Below are 19,850 nucleotides of genomic sequence, written 5' to 3' on the forward strand. Positions count from 1 at the left end.
CACCCCGCCCCGCCCGTCCTCGACCGGCCCGATCGACGACCGCGCCGCCGGCCGCTGGCTGAAGCGGCAGGCCGGGCTGGCGCGTCGGCCGATCGGGCTGACCGCCGCAGCCGGGATCGCCCAGGGCCTGTGCGGCGTCGCCCAGGCCGGGCTGATCGCCTGGATCCTGCAGCGCGCGGTGATGGAAGGGGCTAGGCTGTCCGACCTCTGGCCGCTCTTCGCCGCGCTGCTGGCCGCGGCGCTGCTGCGGGCCGGCGCCGCCTGGGTCTGGGAGGCGCTTGGCGCCGTCGCGGCGACGCAGGTGAAGACCCGGCTGCGGCGGCAGATCCTCGACCGCGTCCACGCCCTGGGGCCGGCTTGGCGGGCGGAGCGGCAAACCGGCGACCTGGCGGTCACGCTGATCGAGCGGGTCGAGGCGCTGGACGGCTACTACGCCCGCTTCCTGCCGCAGAGCCGGGTGGCCTCGGTCCTGCCGATCCTGATCCTGGCCGCGGTCTATCCGATCGACTGGGTGTCCGGCGTGATCCTGACCATCGCCGGGCCCTTCGTGCCGCTGATGATGGCGCTGATCGGCATGAAAGCGGCGGATGAGAGCCGCAAGCAGTTCCGCACCCTGGCGCGGATGAGCGCCTATTTCCTCGACCGGCTGCAGGGGCTGGCGACGCTGCGGCTGTTCGGCCGGGCCGAGGCGGAGGTCGAGGGTATCGCCCTGGCCGCCGACGCCTTCCGCGACCGCACCATGCGGGTGCTGCGCATCGCCTTCCTGTCCTCGGCCAGCCTGGAGTTCTTCGCCTCGGTCGCGGTCGCCGTCGTGGCCACCTATGTCGGCCTCGGCCTGCTCGGCTTTATCGGCTGGGGCACGGCGCCGAACCTCACGCTGTTCAGCGGCCTGTTCGTGCTGCTGATGGCGCCCGACTTCTTCCAGCCGCTGCGGCTGCTGGCCGCCTATTACCATGACCGGGTGGCCGCGATCGGCGCCGCCGAAGGCCTGGCCGAGGTGCTGGACGGTCCCGCGGAGGCACCCGCCGGAGGCCGGCCGATGCCGCAGGGCGAGTTCGACATCGTGTTCGACAACGTCTCGGTCGCCTTCGACGGCGGCGCCCGCAGCGCCGTGCGCGGGGTCAGCATGCGGATCGCGCCGGGCGACCACATCGCCCTGGTCGGCATGAGCGGCGCCGGCAAGTCGACCCTGCTGTCGCTGCTGCTGGGCTTCCGCCGGCCGGATGCCGGGCGGGTGCTGGTCGACGGCATCGACCTGGCCGAGATCGACCCGGAGGAACTGCGCCGCCGCATCGCCTGGATCGGCCAGGCGCCGGTGCTGTTCCACGGCACGCTGCGCGACAACATCCGCCTGGGCCGGCCCGAGGCCGACGATGCGGCGGTCGAGCGCGCCGCGGCCGAGGCCCGGGTGACCGAGTTCGCGGCGGCGTTGCCCCAGGGCCTCGACACGCCCGTCGGCGAGCGCGGCGTCGGTCTGTCCGGCGGCCAGGCCCAGCGCGTCGCCCTGGCCCGCGCCTTCCTGAAGGACGCGCCGCTGGTGCTGCTGGACGAGCCGACCGCCTCGCTGGATCGCGAGACCGAGGCCGAGATCCTGGAGTCGATCCGCCGCCTGGCCCGCGGCCGCACCGTGGTGGTGGCCACCCACAGCCCGGCGGCGATGGCGATCGCCGACCGCCGGATCCTGCTCGACCAGGGCCGGGTGCAGGCGGAGGCCGCGTGATGGACCGCCAGACCGACCGCCCCCTCCTCGCCATCCTGCGCCTGGCGCGGCCGCAGCGGCGGAAGATGGCCTTCGGCCTGCTGCTGGCCGTCGTTACCGCCCTCTCCGGCCTCGGCTTGCTGGTGCTGTCCGGCTGGTTCATCGCCGCCTCGGCCGTCGCCGGCGCGGCGGCGGCAACCGCGGTCGCCTTCAACTTCGCCAGCCCTTCGGCCGGCATCCGCGGCCTGGCCGTGCTGCGCACCGGGTCGCGCTATGCCGAGCGGCTGGTGACGCATGACGCCACCTTCCGCTTCCTGGCCGGCCTGCGCGTCTGGCTGTTCCGCGCCGCCATCCCGCTGGCCCCAGCGCGGCTGGAGGAGCAGCGCGGCGGCGACCTCTTGAACCGCATGACCGCCGACGTCGATTCCCTCGACGCCATCTATCTGCGCGTGATCGTTCCGGCCGTGGTCGCCGTGCTGGCGGTGCTGCTGGTCGGCGGCGTGCTGCTGTGGCTGGACCCGGCGGCGGCGGTGATCGTGGTGGCGCTGGCCCTGCTGGTCGGCCTCGTCCTGCCCTGGGCGATGCAGCGGATCGGCGCCCCGGCCGGCAAGGCCATCGCCCTGGCCACGGCGCGGCTGCGCACCCGCATCGTCGAGGGCGTGCAGGGCCTGGCCGAGCTGAAGGTCTACCAGGCGGATAGCCGCCACGCCGAGGCGGTGCTGGCCGAGAACGAGACGCTGATGGCGGCGCAGCGGCGCATGGCCCGGCTGTCCGGCATCTCCACCGCCCTGTCCGGCCTGGCCGGGCACCTGGCGGCGCTGGCGATCCTGGCCCTGGGCGTGGCCGGCGTCGCCGCCGGGGTGCTGCCCGGCCCGGCCGTGGCGTTGATGATGCTGGGCGCGCTGGCCCTGTTCGACGCGCTGGTGCCCCTGCCCCTGGCCTTCCAGAATCTCGGCCGCACCCGCGCCGCCGCCCGCCGGCTGCTCGACTTCGCCGGGCTGGCGCCGCTGGTGCGCGACCCGGAGGCGCCGGCCGTCGCCCCGGCGGGGAACACCATCGCCCTGACCGGCGTGTCCTACCGCTACCGCCCCGGCGACCGGCCGGCGCTGCAGGATATCGACCTGGAGCTGCCGGAGGGCCAGCGCATCGCCGTGATCGGCCCCAGCGGCAGCGGCAAGAGCACGCTGACCGCCCTGCTGCTGCGCTTCCGCGACCCGGACGAGGGCAGCGTCACCATCGGTGGCGTCGACCTGCGCCGCCTGCCGCAGGCCGAGCTGTGGCGCCGCGTCGCCTATCTGTCTCAGCGCAGCCAGATCTTCGCCGGCACGATCCGCGACAACCTGCTGATCGGCGACCCGGAGGCCGCGGACGACCAGCTCGCGGCAGCAGTCGAGGCCGCCGGGCTTTCAGGCTGGGTCGAGGCCTTGCCGCGCGGGCTGGACACCTGGGTCGGCGAGGCCGGGGTCCAGGTCTCCGGCGGCCAGGCCCGGCGCATCGCGCTGGCCCGCTGCGTCCTGAAGGACGCGCCGATCCTGGTGCTGGACGAGCCGACCGAGGGGCTGGACGCCGACACCGAGGACCAGGTGATCGAGGCGCTGGAGCGGCTGACCGCCGGCCGCACCACGCTGGTCATCACCCACCGCCCGGCGCTGCTGCGCCTGGCCGACAGCGCCGTGCTGATGGCCGAGGGCCGGATCGCGGTGCAGGGCGTGCCGGCCGAGGTGCTGGACGCTGCTTTGCCGGCCCGGGCGAAGCGCCATGCCGCGGTTTGACCTGAACCGCGTCGGAGTCCTCGGGCCCACCGCGATGCGTCTGGTGCTGCAGGCCTTCGGCGCGCTGTGCGTCGTCGCCGGCGTCATCGGGATCTTCGTGCCATTGTGGCCGACCACGATCTTCATGATCCTGGCGCTGTGGGCCTTCGCTCGATCCTCCCCCAGGCTGCACAACTGGCTGCTGACCCATCGCCGCTTCGGCCCGCCGCTGCAGGCCTGGGAGCGGCACGGCGCGATCCCGGCCTGGGCCAAGCTGCTGGCAGTGGTCAGCCTGTGCGGCAGCCTGGCGATCGTGGCGGTCTCGGTGCATTCGCATCTGGTGGTCGGGATCGTCGCCGCCTTCTTCGCGATCCTGATCCTGTACATCCTGACCCGCCCGAACGCGGCGCCGCACGGCAAAACCTGACTGGGAGATGGGCCGGGCATGACATGCTTGTCATTTCCGAACCGCCCCGCCTCGTCGTAAGGTTCGGTTCATGCGAATCCTCGTGATCGAAGACGACGCCCAGGCCGCGCAATACCTGACCAAGGGTCTGCGTGAGAGCGGATTCGTCGTGGACCATGCGCCGGACGGGCCGCAGGGCCTGTTCCTGGCGACCAGCGAAACCTACGATGCGATGATCGTCGACCGCATGCTGCCGGGCATGGACGGGCTGCTGATCGTCGAGACCATCCGGCGCAACGGCAACCAGACCCCGGTGCTGTTCCTGAGCGCGATGGGACAGGTCGACGACCGGGTGCGCGGCCTGCGCGCCGGCGGCGACGACTACCTGACCAAGCCCTACGCCTTCACCGAGCTCTTGGCCCGGTTGGAGGCGCTGCTGCGCCGCGGCGCCAGCCCGGCGGCGGCGCAGACCGAGCTGCAGATCGGCGACCTGCGGATGGACCTGCTGTCGCGCAGCGTCAGCCGCTCCGGCCGCAAGATCGACCTGCAGCAGCGCGAGTTCCAGATCCTCGAATACCTGATGCGCCACTCCGGCCAGGTGGTCACCCGCACCATGCTGCTGGAGAATGTCTGGAACTATCACTTCGATCCGCAGACCAACGTGATCGACGTCCATATCAGCCGGCTGCGGCAGAAGATCGACAAGGACTTCGAGACGCCGCTGCTGCAGACCGTGCGTGGCGCGGGATATTGCCTCCGTGCATCTGATTAGGGTCCTCCGCAGCTCCACCTTCCGCTACGCGATCATCTACATGCTGGTGTTCGGGATCTCCGTCGCCGGCGTGCTGGGCTTCGTCTACTGGCAGACGGTGCGGGTGATCGGCTCGCAGACCGACGACACCATCCAGGCCGAGATCACCGGCCTGGCCGAGCAGTACCGCCAGTTCGGCCTGCTGGGCCTGGTGCGGATCATCCGCGAGCGCAGCCAGGCCGCCCCGGGCCGGCGCGGCCTCTATCTGCTCGCCGACCGCAACTACAATCGGATCGAGGGCAACCTGTCCTCCTGGCCGCCGATCGCCCGGGGCGCCGCCGACAGCACGGTCGATTTCCTGGTGGCGACCGATGTCGGCGAGAACCCCAAGCCCCAGGTGGCGCGGGCCCGCACCTTCCAGCTGAGCGGCGGCTTCTACCTGCTGGTCGGGCGCGACATGACCGAGCGCACCGACTTCACCAAGCTGATGACCGATGCGCTGATCGGCGGCCTGATCCTGACCGGCGTGCTGGGCCTGGTCGGGGGGGTGCTGATGAGCCGCAGCATGCTGGCGCGGATCGAGGGCATCAACCGCGGCACCGAGGATATCCTGCAGGGCGATCTGGCCCGGCGCATGCCGGTGCGCGGCAACCGCGACGAGTTCGACCGCCTGGCCACCAGCCTGAACGCCATGCTGGACCAGATCGACGGGCTGATGACCGGCATGCGCGGCGTCGCCGACAACATCGCGCACGACCTGCGCAGCCCGATCTCGCGCCTGCGCAGCCGGCTGGAGGTGTCGCTGATGGGCGAGACCGATGCCGACGGCTATCGCCGGGCGATGGAGGATGCGATCCGCGAGGCCGACGGCATCCTTGCCACCTTCAACGCGCTGCTGGAGATCGCGCTGGCCGAGGCCGGGGCGGTGCGCGACCGGTTCAGCCCGATCGACCTCTCGGCCCTGGCGACCGATGCCGGCGAGCTGTACGGCCCGGTGGCGGAGGAGAAGAACCAGAGCCTGGCCAGCGCGATCGAGCCCGGCGTGACCGTGCCCGGCAACAGCCACCTGCTGGCCCAGGCCGTGGCCAACCTGCTGGACAACGCCATCAAGTACACGCCGGAGGGCGGCCGGGTCGCGCTGGACGTCCGGCGCGACGGCGACGGCGCGGTGCTCGACATCCGCGACACCGGACCCGGCATTCCGGAGGAGGCGCGCGTCCGGGTGCTGGACCGCTTCGTCCGGCTCGACGCCAGCCGCAGCGCGCCCGGCGCCGGGCTCGGCTTGGCACTGGTCTCGGCGGTGGCGCGGCTGCACAAGGCGACACTGACCCTGTCCGACAACGCGCCGGGCCTGCGCATCACCCTGCGCTTTCCGCATGTGCTGGCCGCCCCTCAGGACGCGCCGCAGGAGACGGCCCAGATCGCGCCGCCGCTGGGCCGGCTCGCCTCCCCACAGTCCTGAGCGGCTACCGGCCGGCAGCGAGGTCCTGCCGTAGGATCTCGACCAGCCCGTCGAACACGTCCTCGGTGCCGCCGACGCGCTGGCGTAGGGCGCCGTCGCCGCCGGCCAGGAACGCCGCCTGCTCGGTGAACTTCATCCGGGTGCTGCTGCCGGCCGGCAGCAGCTCGATCGTCGCCAGCGAGGCCGAGACCCGCTGGCCGCCGAAGCTCATCTCATAGGCGTAGAGGATCCGCTGGCCGGGCACGATGTCGAGATATCGGGCCCGGAAGGTCAGCTCCTGCCCGTCGGGCATCCGCCAGTGCTTGGCCTCGACCCCGCCGACCCGGAAGTCGAACAGGTCCTCCAGCACCGTCCACTCCGGATGGCAGTCGGTCCAGCGCCGTTTCAGCGTCGGCTCTGCCCAGAAGCGGAAGGCGTGCGCCGGGCTGCCGGGCAGGTCGCGCTCGACGACGAAGGTGGCGTGGTCGACGGTGGTCACGGCGTCTCCTCGGGGATCTCGTGCATCAGGGCCTCCAGCCGGTCGAAGGCGGCGTTGAGGGCGGCTTCGCGGTCGCGCACCCAGTCGGCGATCACGGTCAGGGCGGCGGGCTGCAGGCTGTAGGTGCGGGCGCGGCCGGCCTTGCGCGACATGACGATGCCGCTGTCCTCCAGCACCTTGAGGTGCTTCACCGCCGAGGGCAGCCGCATCCCCGCCGGCTCGGCGAGTTGCTTGACCGTCGCCGGGCCGCGGCTCAGGCGCTCGGCCATGCCCCGGCGGTTCGGGTCGGACAAAGCGATGAAGATGCGGTCGAGGGCCTGCGGCTGCATCCCTCACGCTTCCGGCTCGTCGTGCAGGAACCGGTCCGGCATCGCCTCGCGATAGGGGAACCAGGAGAAGAACGGCCGCGCCTCGCGCAGCGTGCGCCGCATCGCCGGCCGCGCCAGCAGCCGCTCGAAATAGGCAGAAAGGTTCGGGTACGCCGTCTCGAAGGGATGCACCATCGAGGCGTAGAACAGCGCCGGCGACGCGGCGCAGTCGGCCAGGGTGAAGCGGTCGCCGATCGCCCATTCCCGGCCGACGAGATGCGCGTCGAGCATGGCGTAGGCGGTGTCGAGCGACCGCCGCGCCTCAGCGACGCCGTACGGGTCGCGGCTCTCCGCCGGGCGCAGCCGGTCGCCGACGATTCGCTGCATCGGGGTGGCGACATAGAGATCGAAGGCGCGGTCCCACAGCCGGGCGTCGAGCGCCTGGTCTCCGTCCTCCGGCAACATCGGCACCGGGCCCGGATAGTGAAGCTGGACGTATTCGATGATGATGCTGGTCTCGGCGACCACGCGGTCGCGCCCGGAGTCATGGAGGACCGGGATCTTCCCGACCGGCCACTTCGCCATCAGCGCGCCCGCCTCGCCCGGATCCTGCAGGTCGACCGTCACCGGCTCGAACGCGGTCCCGTTCTCATAGAAAGCGATCAGCACCTTGTGACAGAAGGAGGCCAGCGGGTGGAGATACAGCGTCAGGGCCATCGGTCCGCTCTCATAGTTTCCTTATCCGGAAACTATTCGAAGGCGGCTTCGACGGCAACAACAGTTTCCGCTCCTGGAAACCGTCAGCCTTTCACCGCCCCGGCCGACAGACCCTCGACCAGGAAGCGCTGGAGGTAGACGAAGCCCAGCGCGATCGGCACCACGGCGAGGACCGAGGCGGCCATCAGCCCGCCCCAGTCGGTCAGATGCGAGCCCTTGAACAGCATGATGCCGGGCGTCAGCGTCCGCCGCGCATCGCTGTTGATCAGCACATAGCCGAACATGAACTCGTTCCAGGCGGTGACGAAGGCGAAGACCGCGGTGGCGAAGATGCCGGGCGCCGAGACCGGCAGCAGCACCCGCAGGATGAAGCCGGTACGGGAGCAGCCGTCGATCTCCGACGCGTCCTCCAGCTCGCGCGGCACGGCGTCGAAGAAGCCCTTCAGCATGAAGGTGCAGAGCGGGATGGTGAAGGTGCAGTAGACGATGATCAGCGCCGCATAGGTCGACAAGAGGCCGAGGCGCTGCATCAGGATGTAGAGCGGCACCAGCAGCAGCACGCCCGGGATCATCTGCGACAGCAGCAGCGCGCCGCCGACCAGCCGCGACAGCGACAGATAGGCCCAGCGGCTGAGGGCGTAGCTGCAGAACACCGCGATGGTGATGGTCAGGATGGTCGACCCGGCGGCGACGATCAGACTGTTGCGGAAATAGGTCAGGAACTCGCTGTCCAGCAGCACCCGGGTGAAGTTCGACAGGGTCGGGGCGTCGATCCAGAAGCTGGGATCGGCGCTGCGCACCTCCGCCACCGGCTTCAGCGCCGTGTCGATCATCCACAGGAACGGGAACAGGCTGTAGGCCGCGAACAGGATCAGCGTGCCGTAGGTCAGCACGCCGCGCAGCGACCGCTGGGAGGTGCCGATGACCATCAGCCCTCCCGCCGGCGCCGGGCGACGCCGTAATGGTAGACGAAGAACAGGCTGGCCAGGAAGGCCATCGACATCGAGGCCACGGCGCAGGCGGCGCCGACGTCGAAATCCTGCATGGCGTACCGGTAGATCATGATCGGCAGCGTCTCCGACGCGTTCAGCGGGCCGCCTTCGGTCATCACCCAGATGAAATCGAAATTGATCGCGGTCCAGACGATGTGGATGAAGACCAGGGTCAGCGACACTGTGCGCAGATGCGGCAGGGTGATGACCCGGAAGCGGCGCCAGGCCCCTGCCCCGTCCACCGCCGCAGCCTCGTGCAGCTCGCGCGGGATCGCCTGCAGCGCGGCCAGGAGGCTGAGGGTGTAGAAGGGATAGCTGCGCCAGATGTTGACGAAAGTGACGGTGAGCAGCGCCGTGTCCATCTGGCCGAGCCAGGGATAGGGCGCGTCGAGCAGGCCCAGCTTCACCATCCAGATGTTCAGGATCCCGTAGTCGGGCGTCAGCATCCAGGTCCAGTTCAGCCCGGCGACGGCGATCGGGATCACCCAGGGGATGATGATCAGGCCGCGGAAGATGGCGCGGAACCGCACCGGCTGGGCCAGCGCCACGGCGGAGGCGAGGCCGAGCGCGTATTCCCCGGCCACCGACAGGCCGGTCCAGATCGCGGTGTTTCCCAGCGCCGGCAGGAAGTCGCCGTCCTCCCACACCGTCCGGTAGTTGTCCCAGCCGGCAAAGCCGGTGACCGACGGGTTGACCAGGTTGACGGTGCGCAGGCTGTCCCACAGCACCCGCAGCAGCGGATAGGCGACCAGCACCAGGATCAGGATCCCGGCCGGCGCCAGGAACACCAGCGCGGTGCGCCGGATCCGGGCGGCGCGGGTCGGGGGACGGCGGGCGTCCACAGGCCCCGCCGGCGCCGATGCGCGTATCCCGATTTCCGCCGCAGCCTTCATGACGCGATATCTCCAGGCACTTGCTTCACCGGAAGGGCCGGCTCTCCCCCTCACCCTCCCGCCGCCTTCGGCGTCGGGCCCCTCCCTCTCCCCGAGGAGAGGGACTCTTCACCTCTCCTTGGGGAGAGGTCGAAATCGCGGAGCGATTTCGGGTGAGGGGGCAGCCCCGGCCAAGCTCAACTCACGACGAGCTCAGCTCGCCGGACTGGCGCAGGGCGCGGTTGACCTGCTTGGCGAGCCAGGCGGCGACCTCGGCCGGGTCCTCCTTCTTCAAGAGCACCCGGCCGATCGATTCCTCCATCGCCCGGGTGATCTGGCCCAGCGCCACCGGCGGGAACACCACGCCGGTCGAGGCCAGCGAGGAGAAGCCCTCGCCCCACACGCCGGGGCTGACCACGTCCCGGCGGATCGAGGTGGTCGGCCGTCCCGCGGCCTGGTAGTCGCGGCCGGTCATGAAGGCGGCGAAGCTCCAGACCTCCTTCGGATGCTGCGTCGCCTTGTAGAGGTAGAAGGGGTTGATCTCGAAGAAGGTCGCCGGCTTCAGCTTGTAGGGCGGCGGCGCCACCTTCACATCGGCCATCGTCTGCGGGTTCGTCTGGGCACGGGACTGCATCCAGGCGCCGTCCACCGCCATGGCGTATTTGCCGAGGGCGAAGTTGCTGTCCTCCTCCTCCCAGCCCCAGCCGGCGGCCTCGGGCTGCAAGGCGCCCTCGTCCAGCAGGCGGCGGTAGAAGGCGAAGACCTCGGTGGCCCGCGCCAGCTCGGCCTTGTCGTCGGCCCAGCTGTTCTTGTAGCCGCCATCCGGCTGGCGCCGGGCGATGGCGACGTCGTTCTGGGCCAGGTACATGATCAGCTCCTGCGGCGCCCGCACGCCGGTGCCGGCGATGCCGAAGCCGTACTGGCCGGTCGCCGCCTTGACCTTCTGGGCGGCCGCGACCAGCTCGTCCCAGGTCTTCGGCGGCTCGGCGATCCCGGCCTTCTTCAGCGTCTCCTCGTGGTAGAGCAGCGCCCGGATGCCGAGATAATGCGGCATCGCCATCAGCTTGCCGTCGATGGTCAGCGCCTCGATCACATTCGGATAGATCGCCTCGCGGCCTGGCCAGTCGGCGGCATAGGGGGTGAGGTCGAGCAGCGCACCCATGCGGACCAGCTCGCCGAACCATTCCGGCAGGCCCCAGGAGATGTCGGGGGCGTCGCCGCCGGCCACCGCCGTCACCAGCTTGTCGTGCAGGGCGCTGAAGGCGATGTTCTGGGTCTCGATCCTGATGTCCGGATGCGCCTGCTCGAAGGCGGCGATCTGCGCCTGCATCGCCTTGGCGTCCGGCTGGGCCGGGTCCCAGGCCACCCAGAAGCGCAGGGTCACCGGCTCGGCCATGGCGGGCAGCGCCAGCAGCAGCCCCGCCAGCACGAGCGCGATCTTGGTCAGTCTCATGGTCGCCTCCCCTCGTTGATGGTTCGCCGGGGCGCTGGCCGCCCCGGTCAGGTCGCGGCCTTGGCCGTGGCCCGCGCCTCGCGCAGCTGGTCGACGCTGCGCACCGACAGCCGGGCGGCGCCGCCCCAGTCGCGCGTCGCCACGCCACCGCGGGCCAGGCGCTGCTTCGCGCCGTCGATCGCATCGGCGTATTGCGGCAGCCATTCGGCCTGGGCCACCAGCAGCTCGTCGACCATCTGCCAGACCTCCTCCGGGTTGCAGACGGCGCCGACCAGCGGGTCGTGCAGCACGGCCAGGCGCAGCAGGTCGAGGTCGCCGGTCACGGCCGCCCGCACCGCCATGCGCTGGACGTTGACCGAGGCGCTGCAGGTGGCGGCGCAGCCCAGCGGCAGCTCCAGCCCCGCCGCCATGTTCAGGCCGAAGCGGTCGACGAAGCCCGGCGTCTCGACGATGCAATCCTGCGGCAGGTTGGTGATCAACCCCTCGTTGCGCCGGTTGAAATGGCCGCGATAGACGCGCCCCGTTTCCAGCGCCTCGATGATGTAGCTGCCGTGCTCGTCGGAGCGGCGGTAGTCGGACAAGGGCGCCCCGGCCTCGGCCAGCCAGCGCGGGAAATCGGTCTCGAACCAGTTCCGCTGCTCGGTGGAGTGGCGCAGATAGCCGCCGGTCTCGCCGTTGATCCAGTTCGACAGGTCGATCCAGCGGTTGATCTCGTCCGGCCGCTTCCGGTACCAGGGCAGGTATTCGCTGAGATGGCCGTTGCTCTCGGTCGAATAGCAGCCGAAGCGGCGCAGCACATCGATCCGGACCTTCTCCTCCTGGCTGTAGCGCGGGTGGCGCTCGAAGGCCTCCAGCAGCTCCCCGGCCTCGATCCTTCGGCCCTGGAACCGGATGTCGATATACCAGGTCTGGTGGTTGATGCCGGCGCAGATGGTGTCGACCTCGCGCGGGTCCTCGGCCCCCAGCACCTCGGCGATCTGGTGCCAGCCATGCTGCACGCCGTGGCACAGGCCGATGGTGTTGGCGACGCCGCCATGCTCGATCGCGGCCCAGGTGTTCATCGCCATCGGGTTGGCGTAGTTCAGGAACCACGCCCCCTCCTCCGCCTCGGCCCGGATGTCGCGGCAGAAATCGAGGATCTGCGGAATGTTGCGCTGGCCGTACAGGATGCCACCGGCGCAGATGGTGTCGCCGACGCATTGGTCGACGCCGTATTTCAGCGGGATCTCGATGTCGCTGGCGAAGGCGCGCAGGCCGCCGATGCGGACGCAGCTGATGACGTAGCGCGCGCCCGCCAGCGCCCGGCGCCGCTCCGCCGATGTCGTCACCCGCGCCGGCAGCCGGTTGGCCTCGATGTCGCGGCGCAGGATCTGCGCCACCATGTCGAGATTGTCGGCATTGATGTCGTGCAGCGCGAATTCGGTGTCCTGCAGCTCCGGCACCTTCAGCATGTCGCGCACCAGCTTCCGGGTGAAGCCGACGCTGCCCGCGCCGATCACGGCAACCTTCATCGCATCCTCCCAGGGCCCATCGGCCCCTCGGCAAGCCATTTCGTGCTATGGTCTATGGGGCCGGGAAAACCGGCGAAAGAGGAATTTCGTGCGATCATGGGGCATTCCATGCTGCCGACGCTGCGCGACCGCGCCCCGGGCGGGGTCTCGGTGGTGTTCCCGAAGGACCGCTACCGGCTGCACGCCATGGTCACCAGCGCCGGCTACGACCGCTGCACCGATCCAGGCTATGACTGGCACGGGCTGAGGCGCGGTGACGCGCCCTTCGTGCTGCTGCAGCACACCCTGGGCGGCCGCGGTCATCTGCGGGTCGAGCGCCGGCGCTGGGAGCTGCGGCCGGGCCAGACCATGCTGCTGCGCTTCCCGCAGGACAACCGCTACTGGCTGGGCCGCAACCCGGAATGGGAGTTCTTCTGGCTGTGCCTGAACGGCCGCGAGGTGCAGCGGGTCTGGCGCGAGGTCACGGCCGCGCACGGCCCGGTGGTGACGCCGCCGGAGGCCGCGGTGGAGCGGCTGGCGGGCCTGTGCCTGTCGGCGCTGCAGGGCGAGGCCGCCAGCCCGGCCCGGGCCTCCGCCCTCGCCTATGCGGCAGCGATGGCCCTGGCCGAGGAGCTGCTGCCCTGGGGCGAGATGCCGGCGGCCTCACCCCGGCCGGCGGCCATCGAGCGGGCGGTGTCGCTGTGCACCGGCCAGCCGGCGGAGCGGATCGACGTCGCCCGCATGGCGAAGGCCGCGGGCTATAGCCGCTATCACTTCAGCCGGGTCTTCGCCGCGCATGAGGGCACGACGCCGGCGCGCTATTTACTGCGTCTGCGGATGGAGGAGGCGGCGCGGCTGCTGCATGTCGACGAAGCGCCGGTCAAGGTGATCGCCCAGCGCTGCGGCTTCGACGATGCCAACTACTTCACCAAGGCATTCCGCCGCTTCTACGGCATCGGGCCGCGCGACTTCCGGCGCAGCGGCATGTATGCCGGGGCGGTGCGGACCGGCCGGGTCGAGGAGCCCGGCCCGGCGAGCCCGTCCTAGCCGGATTGCAATGGCAGTCGTTTTCCGGGCTCGTGCAATCGTCGTGCAACTCCTCCGGCCGTATTGACGATCGACCAGGTTCGAGGAGCGCATGAAGAGATCAGCGGTACTGGCATTCTTCGCGACCGTCGTCGCCCTCGGCGCGATCGGCGCCTGGGTCACTGTGAGGCCGGACCCGGACGCGCTGTGGCGGATCGTCAGCGAGCAATGCGTCCCGGCGGCCCGCAGCGGCGCCGCGCGGAATCCGTGCGCCAAGGTCGACCTGGACCAGGGCTACGTCGTCTTCAAGGACCGCAACGGCATCGGCCAGTACCTGCTGATGCCGACCGGGCGCATCGACGGCATCGAGAGCCCCGAGCTGGTCGCGCCCGGCGCCCGCAACTACTGGCGCGATGCCTGGGAAGCCCGGAGCTATCTGGAGCAGGCGATCGGGACGCCGCTGCGGCGCGAGGAGATCGGCCTGGCCGTCAACTCCACCAGCGGGCGCAGCCAGAACCACCTGCACATCCATATCGACTGCATGCAGCCACAGGTGATCGCCGCCCTCGCCGCCCTGAAGACCACGATCGGCGAGCAATGGACCGATCTGCCGATGCCCCTGCCGGGGCACAGCTATCGCGCCCGGCTGATCCGCGACGGGACGCTGGGGGAGACCGACCCGTTCCAGCTGCTGTTCGCGGACATCCAGCCGCGGGGCGAGGCGATGGCGGACCAGACGTTGCTGCTGACCGGCACGACGCTGGCCGACGGCCGGCCGGCCTTCCTGCTGCTGAACGACAGCGTCGAACCCGGCGACAATGCCTCGGCGGAGGAGTTGCAGGACCATTCCTGCAGCGTTCGGACCCGGCACGATTCGGGGCAGCCGCGCGCCTGAAGCCGGCCGCCGGCCGGAGCCGGCGGCCGGACCGGGCTCAGCCGGCGCTGCCGCCGCCGGCGATGGCGGAGGGCTTGCCGCCGACCGGGACGTCCAGCCCCTGCTTCAGGCTGTTCAGGTAGAATTCGCGGATGCGGCCGTTCTCCGGGTCGCTGACGAAGGCGCTGTTGCCGATGATGGCGACCGCCGGGGCCGGCGTCGCCGCGTCCCAGGCGCAGTCGAAGGCCGGGACGGCGTCGAATTCCGCCACCGCCTTCCACTCCGGCGCGATGTCGTAGACCCGCAGCCTGCCGTCCTGGGTCAGGTTGACGACGCGCTTGCCGTCATTCGTCAGCTCGTACTGGCAGACGGCCTGGCCGGCCGGGATCGGGAACACGTCGGCAGCGGTCAGCGCCTCGGCCGTCGGGTCGATCCGCAGCAGCGCCTCGAAGGGCCGGCCATTCTCGCCGCCATAGTTGGCGACCAGATAGCGGCCGGCAGCGCGGCCCTTGATCGCGCTGGCACGGCGGCCGTCGGGATAGGCCAGCTTGCGCGAGCCCCAGGCCCCATCCGGCCCCGGCCCGACCACCAGCACGCCGCCGTCGCTGGCGGCGCTGCCCTCGATCCGCGGGTTGCAGCCGAAGGCATGGGTCTCCCCCAGCGCGGCATGGCCGTGGAATTCCTTGCAGGAGCGATCGGGGTCCGACGCGTCGTTGAAGGACTCGACCGATTTCCAGCCTTGGGACCGATCGAGGATCTCGAAGCCGTTCGGCCGCGACGACACGGTGCGGTCGTCGCCCCTGGCATAGGCTTCCTTCGACACCGAGACCAGGAACCGGTCGCCGCCGAGCGGCACGGCGATTCCGTGCTGCGGCGCGGGCGCCGGCCAGATCTCCGGCTCCGCCGTGCCGCGGTCCAGCGCGTCGAGGCGGAGTGCCACCACCTTCGGGTCGCTCTTGCCCAGCCAGGGGCGCTGCCCGTCGAAGAACACGGTCAGCCAGCCCTTCTCCGACACGACATGGGACGGCTTGTCGCCGGCGAGGACGAGGTCGAGCAGCCGGACCTCGCCCTTCTCGATGTCGAAATGGTCCTCATGCGATTCGAAGAACAGACCGCTGTCCAGCAGCCGGATGGTGCCGGCATCGTCGCCGGTGCGGATCACCACGAAGCGCCCGCCCTCGGTGCCGATCAGCGTCGGGTCGGCCTTGGTGACCGGAAAGCTGTGGGTGACCTTGCCGGTGTCGAGGTCGAGCACGCTGACGACCGGGGCTTCATGATCGGCGAAGACCAGGCGGCCGCGCGAGGTGTGGTCATGGGCGGGCAGCGGGCCGGCGGCAAGGGTGAGCGCGGCCAGCAGCGCTCCGGCAACGGTCCAGCGAGGCCTGGTCATGTCGGGGAATCCTGGGAATCGTTAACTGGAATTAATGTTATAACATATCAATCCAGATCAACAAGACATCCCCCGCCTCTCCCGTCCCGTCATTGCGAGCGCAGCGAAGCAATCCAGGGGCGGCTCGCACCGGCCCCTGGATTGCTTCGTCGCTCCGCTCCTCGCAATGACGGCTTTGCCTTGAAGCCGGCCCTCAGACCTCGACCCGGATCATCGCCGACAGCAGCTCGGACCGCTCTGCCCTGGTGCCGACCAGGATCTCGATCTCGCCGGCCTCCAGCACCGGCTTCAGGTCCAGGCCCGGGAACGCCAGCGCCTCGGCGGCCAACGCCAGGCTCAGCACCTGCTTCCGGCCGGGCGCCAGTGCCGCCTTGGCCATGCCCTTCAGCTCCAGCAGCGGCCGCGCCACGCTGGCCACCGGGTCGTGGATGAACAGCAGCACCGTCTCCTCCCCCGCCACCGCGCCGGTGTTGGTCACCGTCACCTCGACCGTCAGCGTCTCGCCCGGGCGCAGCATCGGGGCCGAGAGGCGCAGGTCGCTCAGGGCGAAGCGGCTGTAGGACAGGCCGTGGCCGAAGGCGAATTGCGGCGTGGCCGGGATGTCGATGTATTTGCTGGTGTAATGCTGGTCCGGGTCGGTCGGGCGGCCGGTGTTGCGCTCACCGAAATAGATCGGCACCTGGCCGACATCGCGTGGCCAGGTCACCGGCAGCCGGCCGGACGGATTGACCGCGCCGGTCAGCACGTCGGCCACAGCGTGGCCGGCCTCGTGGCCGAGGAACCAAGTCGCCGCCACCGCCGCCGCGCGCTCGAACAGCCAGGGCAGCATCAGCGGCCGGCCGGAGGTCAGCAGCGTCACCACCGGCACGCCGAGATCCAGCACCGCCTCGGCGAGGTTGCGCTGGCGGCCGGGCAGCTCGGGCCGGGCCCGGCTGGCGGCCTCGCCGCTCATGATCGCGGCCTCGCCCACGCACAGCAGCACCACATCGGCGCCGCGCGCGGCCTGGACGGCGGCGGCGATGCCGGCGTCGCCGCCGGTCTCGATCTCGGTGCCGGGGACATAGGCGATCTCGGCCTGCGGCAGCGCGGCCTTGACCCCCTCGAGGATGGTCACAGCCTCCTCCCACCGCCCGGCGCCGGCCCAGGAGCCGAGCATCTCCGACCGGGCATCGGCCAGGGGCCCGATCACGGCGATGCGCTTCGCCGACGTCGCCAGCGGCAGCACGCCCTTGTTGGTCAGCAGCACGATCGACTTCGCCGCCACCTCGCGCGCCAGGCGCCGCCGCTCCGCCGCGTGGAAGGCGTCGGGCACGGCGACAACGCGGCGATACGGGTCGTCGAACAGGCCCAGCCGCTGCTTCAGCCGCAGCACGCGGCGGACCGCATCGTCGATCTCGTCCTGCGTGACCAGGCCGCGCTCAAGCGCCTTCGGCAGGCCGGCGGCATAGGCGCCGCTCATCATGTCCATGTCGACACCGGCCTTCAGCGCCAGCGCCGCGGCCTCCACGGCGTCGCCGGCGACGCCGTGGGGCAGCAGCTCCATGATCGCGTTGTAGTCGCTGATCACCGCGCCGTCGAAGCCGAGCTCGCCCAGCAGCGTGCCGCGCAGCAGCCGGGCATTGGCCGTCATCGGCACGCCGGCGACGTCGTTGAAGGCGGGCATCACCGTGGCCGCCCCGGCGGCGAGGGCGGCGGCGAAGGGCGGCAGGTAGACCTCGCGGATCGCATGATCGGACACGTCGGCCGAGTTGTAATCGCGGCCCGCCAGCGCGGCGCCATAGGCCAGATAGTGCTTGGCGCAGGCGGCCACCGCGTCGGGCGCCGCCAGGTCCGCCGTCTGATAGCCGTGGACCTTGGCCTCGGCGATGCGGGAACCGAGCCAGGGGTCCTCCCCCGGCCCTTCCGAGATGCGGCCCCAGCGCGGGTCACGGGCGATGTCGAGCATCGGCGAGAACACCAGGTCCAGCCCGTCCTCCGCCGCCTCCATCGCCGCTTCGCGGGCCGTGCGCTCCCACAGCTCGGGCGAGAACAGCGCCGCCTCGGCCAGCGGGATCGGAAAGATGGTGCGGTGGCCGTGGATGACGTCGAAGGCGAAGAACAGCGGGATCTTCAGCCGCGTCTCCTCCACCGCCAGGCGCTGGGTCTCGCGCACCCGCTCCGGCCCCCAATGGTTGAACAGGCTGCCGATGCGGCCGGCGCGGATGCCCTCGGTGACGTCGCCGGGCAGCACCGGCCCGGTCACCGCCAGGTTCGAGGACATCATGGTGAGTTGGCCGATCTTCTCGTCCAGCGTCATCGCCGCGAGCAGGGTCTCGATCCGGTCCAAGGGCCTACTCCGCCATTGCCTGTCCCAACCGGCCCGATGCCGGGAGGTCCGCCCGGGATCAAGGCAAAAAAAACGGGCGCCGGAAAGGGGGAAACCGGCGCCCGAGTTGAGGGGAAGGAGACTGAAGGCTTTTAGGTCATCAAGCCTTCGGCAGCTTCAGGGCGACGAAGCGCTGGTCGCCCTGGCGGTTGATCAGGAGCATCACGGCGTTGCGGTCCGCTTCCTTGGCCGCCTTGACCTGCTTGGCGACCTCGGACGGGGTCTTCACCGCCTCGCTGCCGACCCGGACGATGACGTCGCCGGGGCCGACGCCGGTCTCGCGCGCCGGGCCGTCCTCGCGGATGCCGGTGACCAGCACGCCCTCGACCTCGTCCGGCACGCTGAACTCGCGGCGCACCTTCGGGGTCAGGGCCGAGAGCGACAGGCCGAGCTGGTCGTCGACCGCCGGGCCGTTCTCCTCGGCGCTGGCGACCTCCTTCGAGCCCGGCAGCTTGGCGATCTCGACCGAGATGGTCTCGGTCTTGCCGTTGCGCAGCACCTCGACCGGCACGGTCTTGCCGGCGGTGGTGTCGGCGACCAGGCGCGGCAGGTCGGAGAGCTGGTTGACCGGCTTGCCGTCATAGCCGGTGATCACGTCGCCCTGGTGCAGACCGGCCTTCAGCGCCGGGCTGTCGTCCTGGACATCGGCGACCAGCGCGCCCTTGGCCTTCTCGAGGCCGAGCGCCTCGGCCATCTCCGGCGTCACCGCCTGGATCTGCACGCCGAGCCAGCCGCGCTCGACGCTGCCATGCTCGCGAATCTGCGCGATCACGGTCTTGGCCAGGTTCGACGGGATGGCGAAGCCGATGCCGACCGAGCCGCCCGACGGCGAGTAGATCGCGCTGTTGATGCCGATCACCTTGCCGCTGGTGTCGAAGCTGGGGCCGCCCGAATTGCCGCGGTTGATCGGCGCGTCGATCTGCAGGAAGTCGTCGAACGGGCCGGAATGCAGGTCGCGGCCGCGGGCCGAGACGATGCCGGCCGTAACGCTGCCGCCGAGGCCGAACGGGTTGCCGACGGCCACGACCCAGTCGCCGACCTGGGCGGCGTCGCTGTCGCCCCACTCGACCGCGGTCAGCTTCTTGTCGGTCTCGATCTTCAGCAGGGCGAGGTCGGTCTTCTCGTCGGTGCCGACGACCTTGGCCGGGATCACGGTACCGTCATTGAGGGTGACCGTGATGTTGTCGGCGTCCTTCACCACATGGTTGTTAGTGACGATATAGCCGGCCGGGTCGATGATGAAGCCGGAGCCGGCGCCATGGATCACCTGGTCGCTATCGCCACCGCCCCCACCGCCACGGGGCCCGCGGCGGCCGGGCTGCTGCTCGTCGAAGAAGCGCTTGAAGAACTCGTCGAAGGGCGAGCCGGGCGGGAATTGGCGCATCCGCGGGCCGTTGCCGCCCTCGTCCTCATCGGCCATCTGCGAGGCCGACGGGTGCTCGGTGGTCGAGACATTGACCACGGCCGGGGTGACCTGGCGCACCAGGCCGGCGAAGGAACCGGGGGCGGCCGGGACGATCGAGGTCGGCGCCTCGGCCTGGCTCTGGGCCACGGCCGGGCGGTCGAAGGTCAGGACAGCCCCGACCGGCACGCCGATCAGGGCCGTGCCGAGCAGCAGCGCCGCCGTCATCCGGCGGAGGCCGGTCCGCGGGCCGCGATCGTCGGAACCGAGGGGGGTCTTCATCTGCGTCATCTCCACCACTGTCCAAGCGCCGCCGCAATCGGTCGGCGTATGGTGATGAAGATGGGGCCTCGGCCTTTAAACGCCTGTTTCGTCGGTATTAATTCGATTTAATGAAGGTCCGCTGAATCGCCC

The 19,850-nt window shown here is 70.7% G+C and carries 17 protein-coding genes; 7 read left to right on the forward strand and 10 right to left on the reverse strand.

Features of this window, described 5'->3' with window-relative positions; genetic code table 11:
* The 5 genes from cydD to BWR60_RS08310 all read left to right on the forward strand — a co-directional run.
* Positions 1 to 1,720 (forward strand): thiol reductant ABC exporter subunit CydD (cydD, locus tag BWR60_RS08290; RefSeq protein WP_218823397.1); only part of this gene is annotated, 1,720 nt, incomplete at its 5' end.
* Complete coding sequence (cydC, locus tag BWR60_RS08295; RefSeq protein WP_088150533.1) at positions 1,720 to 3,471, forward strand: thiol reductant ABC exporter subunit CydC; 1,752 nt, start codon at positions 1,720 to 1,722, stop codon at positions 3,469 to 3,471. The genes cydD and cydC, both read left to right, overlap by 1 nt.
* On the forward strand, positions 3,458 to 3,877 hold the full coding sequence (locus BWR60_RS08300; protein ID WP_230982994.1) for a YbaN family protein: 420 nt from the start codon (positions 3,458 to 3,460) through the stop codon (positions 3,875 to 3,877). The genes cydC and BWR60_RS08300 overlap by 14 nt, the downstream gene beginning before the upstream one ends.
* Positions 3,878 to 3,947: 70 nt before the next feature.
* Positions 3,948 to 4,628: a response regulator transcription factor gene (locus tag BWR60_RS08305; RefSeq protein WP_088150534.1), complete on the forward strand. Its 681-nt coding sequence runs from the start codon at positions 3,948 to 3,950 to the stop codon at positions 4,626 to 4,628.
* Positions 4,615 to 6,069: a sensor histidine kinase gene (locus BWR60_RS08310; protein WP_088150535.1), complete on the forward strand. Its 1,455-nt coding sequence runs from the start codon at positions 4,615 to 4,617 to the stop codon at positions 6,067 to 6,069. Before BWR60_RS08305 ends, BWR60_RS08310 begins: the two co-directional genes overlap by 14 nt.
* Positions 6,070 to 6,073: 4 nt before the next feature.
* Here the strand turns inward: BWR60_RS08310 and BWR60_RS08315 are convergent, their stop codons facing one another.
* The 7 genes from BWR60_RS08315 to BWR60_RS08345 all read right to left on the reverse strand — a co-directional run bounded on the left by BWR60_RS08315 (position 6,074) and on the right by BWR60_RS08345 (position 12,400).
* Positions 6,074 to 6,547 carry an SRPBCC family protein gene (locus BWR60_RS08315; protein WP_088150536.1) on the reverse strand — a complete coding sequence of 158 codons (474 nt, stop codon included), beginning with the start codon at positions 6,545 to 6,547 and terminating at the stop codon, positions 6,074 to 6,076.
* Positions 6,544 to 6,876, reverse strand: a complete 333-nt coding sequence (locus tag BWR60_RS08320) for an ArsR/SmtB family transcription factor (protein ID WP_088150537.1) — start codon at positions 6,874 to 6,876, stop codon at positions 6,544 to 6,546. The genes BWR60_RS08315 and BWR60_RS08320 overlap by 4 nt, the downstream gene beginning before the upstream one ends.
* Before the next feature lie 3 nt (positions 6,877 to 6,879).
* Complete coding sequence (locus tag BWR60_RS08325; protein ID WP_088150538.1) at positions 6,880 to 7,572, reverse strand: glutathione S-transferase family protein; 693 nt, start codon at positions 7,570 to 7,572, stop codon at positions 6,880 to 6,882.
* An 83-nt stretch (positions 7,573 to 7,655) separates the two neighbouring features.
* Positions 7,656 to 8,501 carry a carbohydrate ABC transporter permease gene (locus BWR60_RS08330; protein WP_088150539.1) on the reverse strand — a complete coding sequence of 282 codons (846 nt, stop codon included), beginning with the start codon at positions 8,499 to 8,501 and terminating at the stop codon, positions 7,656 to 7,658.
* Complete coding sequence (locus BWR60_RS08335) at positions 8,501 to 9,406, reverse strand: carbohydrate ABC transporter permease (protein WP_218823398.1); 906 nt, start codon at positions 9,404 to 9,406, stop codon at positions 8,501 to 8,503. The genes BWR60_RS08330 and BWR60_RS08335 overlap by 1 nt, the downstream gene beginning before the upstream one ends.
* 232 nt (positions 9,407 to 9,638) lie before the next feature.
* On the reverse strand, positions 9,639 to 10,889 hold the full coding sequence (locus BWR60_RS08340) for an ABC transporter substrate-binding protein (RefSeq protein ID WP_088150541.1): 1,251 nt from the start codon (positions 10,887 to 10,889) through the stop codon (positions 9,639 to 9,641).
* A gap of 47 nt (positions 10,890 to 10,936) precedes the next feature.
* Positions 10,937 to 12,400 carry an alpha-glucosidase/alpha-galactosidase gene (locus BWR60_RS08345; RefSeq protein ID WP_218823399.1) on the reverse strand — a complete coding sequence of 488 codons (1,464 nt, stop codon included), beginning with the start codon at positions 12,398 to 12,400 and terminating at the stop codon, positions 10,937 to 10,939.
* Between the two features lie 108 nt (positions 12,401 to 12,508).
* Between BWR60_RS08345 and BWR60_RS08350 the strand changes: the two genes are divergently transcribed.
* Positions 12,509 to 13,426 (forward strand): helix-turn-helix transcriptional regulator, encoded by a 918-nt coding sequence (locus BWR60_RS08350; protein WP_179221680.1) that lies wholly within the window; start codon positions 12,509 to 12,511, stop codon positions 13,424 to 13,426.
* A 91-nt stretch (positions 13,427 to 13,517) separates the two neighbouring features.
* On the forward strand, positions 13,518 to 14,300 hold the full coding sequence (locus BWR60_RS08355) for a CDP-diacylglycerol diphosphatase (protein WP_088150544.1): 783 nt from the start codon (positions 13,518 to 13,520) through the stop codon (positions 14,298 to 14,300).
* Positions 14,301 to 14,337: 37 nt separating this feature from the next.
* Here BWR60_RS08355 and BWR60_RS08360 read toward each other — a convergent pair whose 3' ends face one another.
* From BWR60_RS08360 to BWR60_RS08370, 3 genes are all read right to left on the reverse strand, one after another.
* A complete protein-coding gene (locus BWR60_RS08360; RefSeq protein WP_218823400.1) occupies positions 14,338 to 15,669 on the reverse strand; it encodes a hypothetical protein in 1,332 nt (443 codons plus the stop codon).
* A gap of 193 nt (positions 15,670 to 15,862) precedes the next feature.
* Positions 15,863 to 17,995, reverse strand: coding sequence for a glycoside hydrolase family 3 N-terminal domain-containing protein (locus BWR60_RS08365; RefSeq protein ID WP_088150545.1), 2,133 nt, complete (start codon positions 17,993 to 17,995; stop codon positions 15,863 to 15,865).
* A 139-nt stretch (positions 17,996 to 18,134) separates the two neighbouring features.
* Positions 18,135 to 19,718 carry a DegQ family serine endoprotease gene (locus BWR60_RS08370; protein ID WP_088150621.1) on the reverse strand — a complete coding sequence of 528 codons (1,584 nt, stop codon included), beginning with the start codon at positions 19,716 to 19,718 and terminating at the stop codon, positions 18,135 to 18,137.
* Positions 19,719 to 19,850: the final 132 nt, after the last annotated feature.

Origin of the sequence: Inquilinus limosus (assembly GCF_002195995.1) — a bacterium.
GTDB lineage: Bacteria > Pseudomonadota > Alphaproteobacteria > DSM-16000 > Inquilinaceae > Inquilinus > Inquilinus limosus_C.

Bases quoted from the DNA above. Each gene is read 5' to 3' on its own strand.
- cydC (WP_088150533.1), top strand. From the start codon at position 1,720: ATGGACCGCCAGACCGACCGCCCCCTCCTCGCCATCCTGCGCCTGGCG.
- BWR60_RS08300 (WP_230982994.1), top strand. From the start codon at position 3,458: ATGCCGCGGTTTGACCTGAACCGCGTCGGAGTCCTCGGGCCCACCGCG.
- BWR60_RS08305 (WP_088150534.1), top strand. From the start codon at position 3,948: ATGCGAATCCTCGTGATCGAAGACGACGCCCAGGCCGCGCAATACCTG.
- BWR60_RS08320 (WP_088150537.1), bottom strand. From the start codon at position 6,876: ATGCAGCCGCAGGCCCTCGACCGCATCTTCATCGCTTTGTCCGACCCG.
- BWR60_RS08325 (WP_088150538.1), bottom strand. From the start codon at position 7,572: ATGGCCCTGACGCTGTATCTCCACCCGCTGGCCTCCTTCTGTCACAAG.
- BWR60_RS08330 (WP_088150539.1), bottom strand. From the start codon at position 8,501: ATGGTCATCGGCACCTCCCAGCGGTCGCTGCGCGGCGTGCTGACCTAC.
- BWR60_RS08340 (WP_088150541.1), bottom strand. From the start codon at position 10,889: ATGAGACTGACCAAGATCGCGCTCGTGCTGGCGGGGCTGCTGCTGGCG.
- BWR60_RS08345 (WP_218823399.1), bottom strand. From the start codon at position 12,400: ATGAAGGTTGCCGTGATCGGCGCGGGCAGCGTCGGCTTCACCCGGAAG.
- BWR60_RS08350 (WP_179221680.1), top strand. From the start codon at position 12,509: ATGCTGCCGACGCTGCGCGACCGCGCCCCGGGCGGGGTCTCGGTGGTG.
- BWR60_RS08355 (WP_088150544.1), top strand. From the start codon at position 13,518: ATGAAGAGATCAGCGGTACTGGCATTCTTCGCGACCGTCGTCGCCCTC.
- BWR60_RS08360 (WP_218823400.1), bottom strand. From the start codon at position 15,669: ATGACCAGGCCTCGCTGGACCGTTGCCGGAGCGCTGCTGGCCGCGCTC.
- BWR60_RS08370 (WP_088150621.1), bottom strand. From the start codon at position 19,718: ATGAAGACCCCCCTCGGTTCCGACGATCGCGGCCCGCGGACCGGCCTC.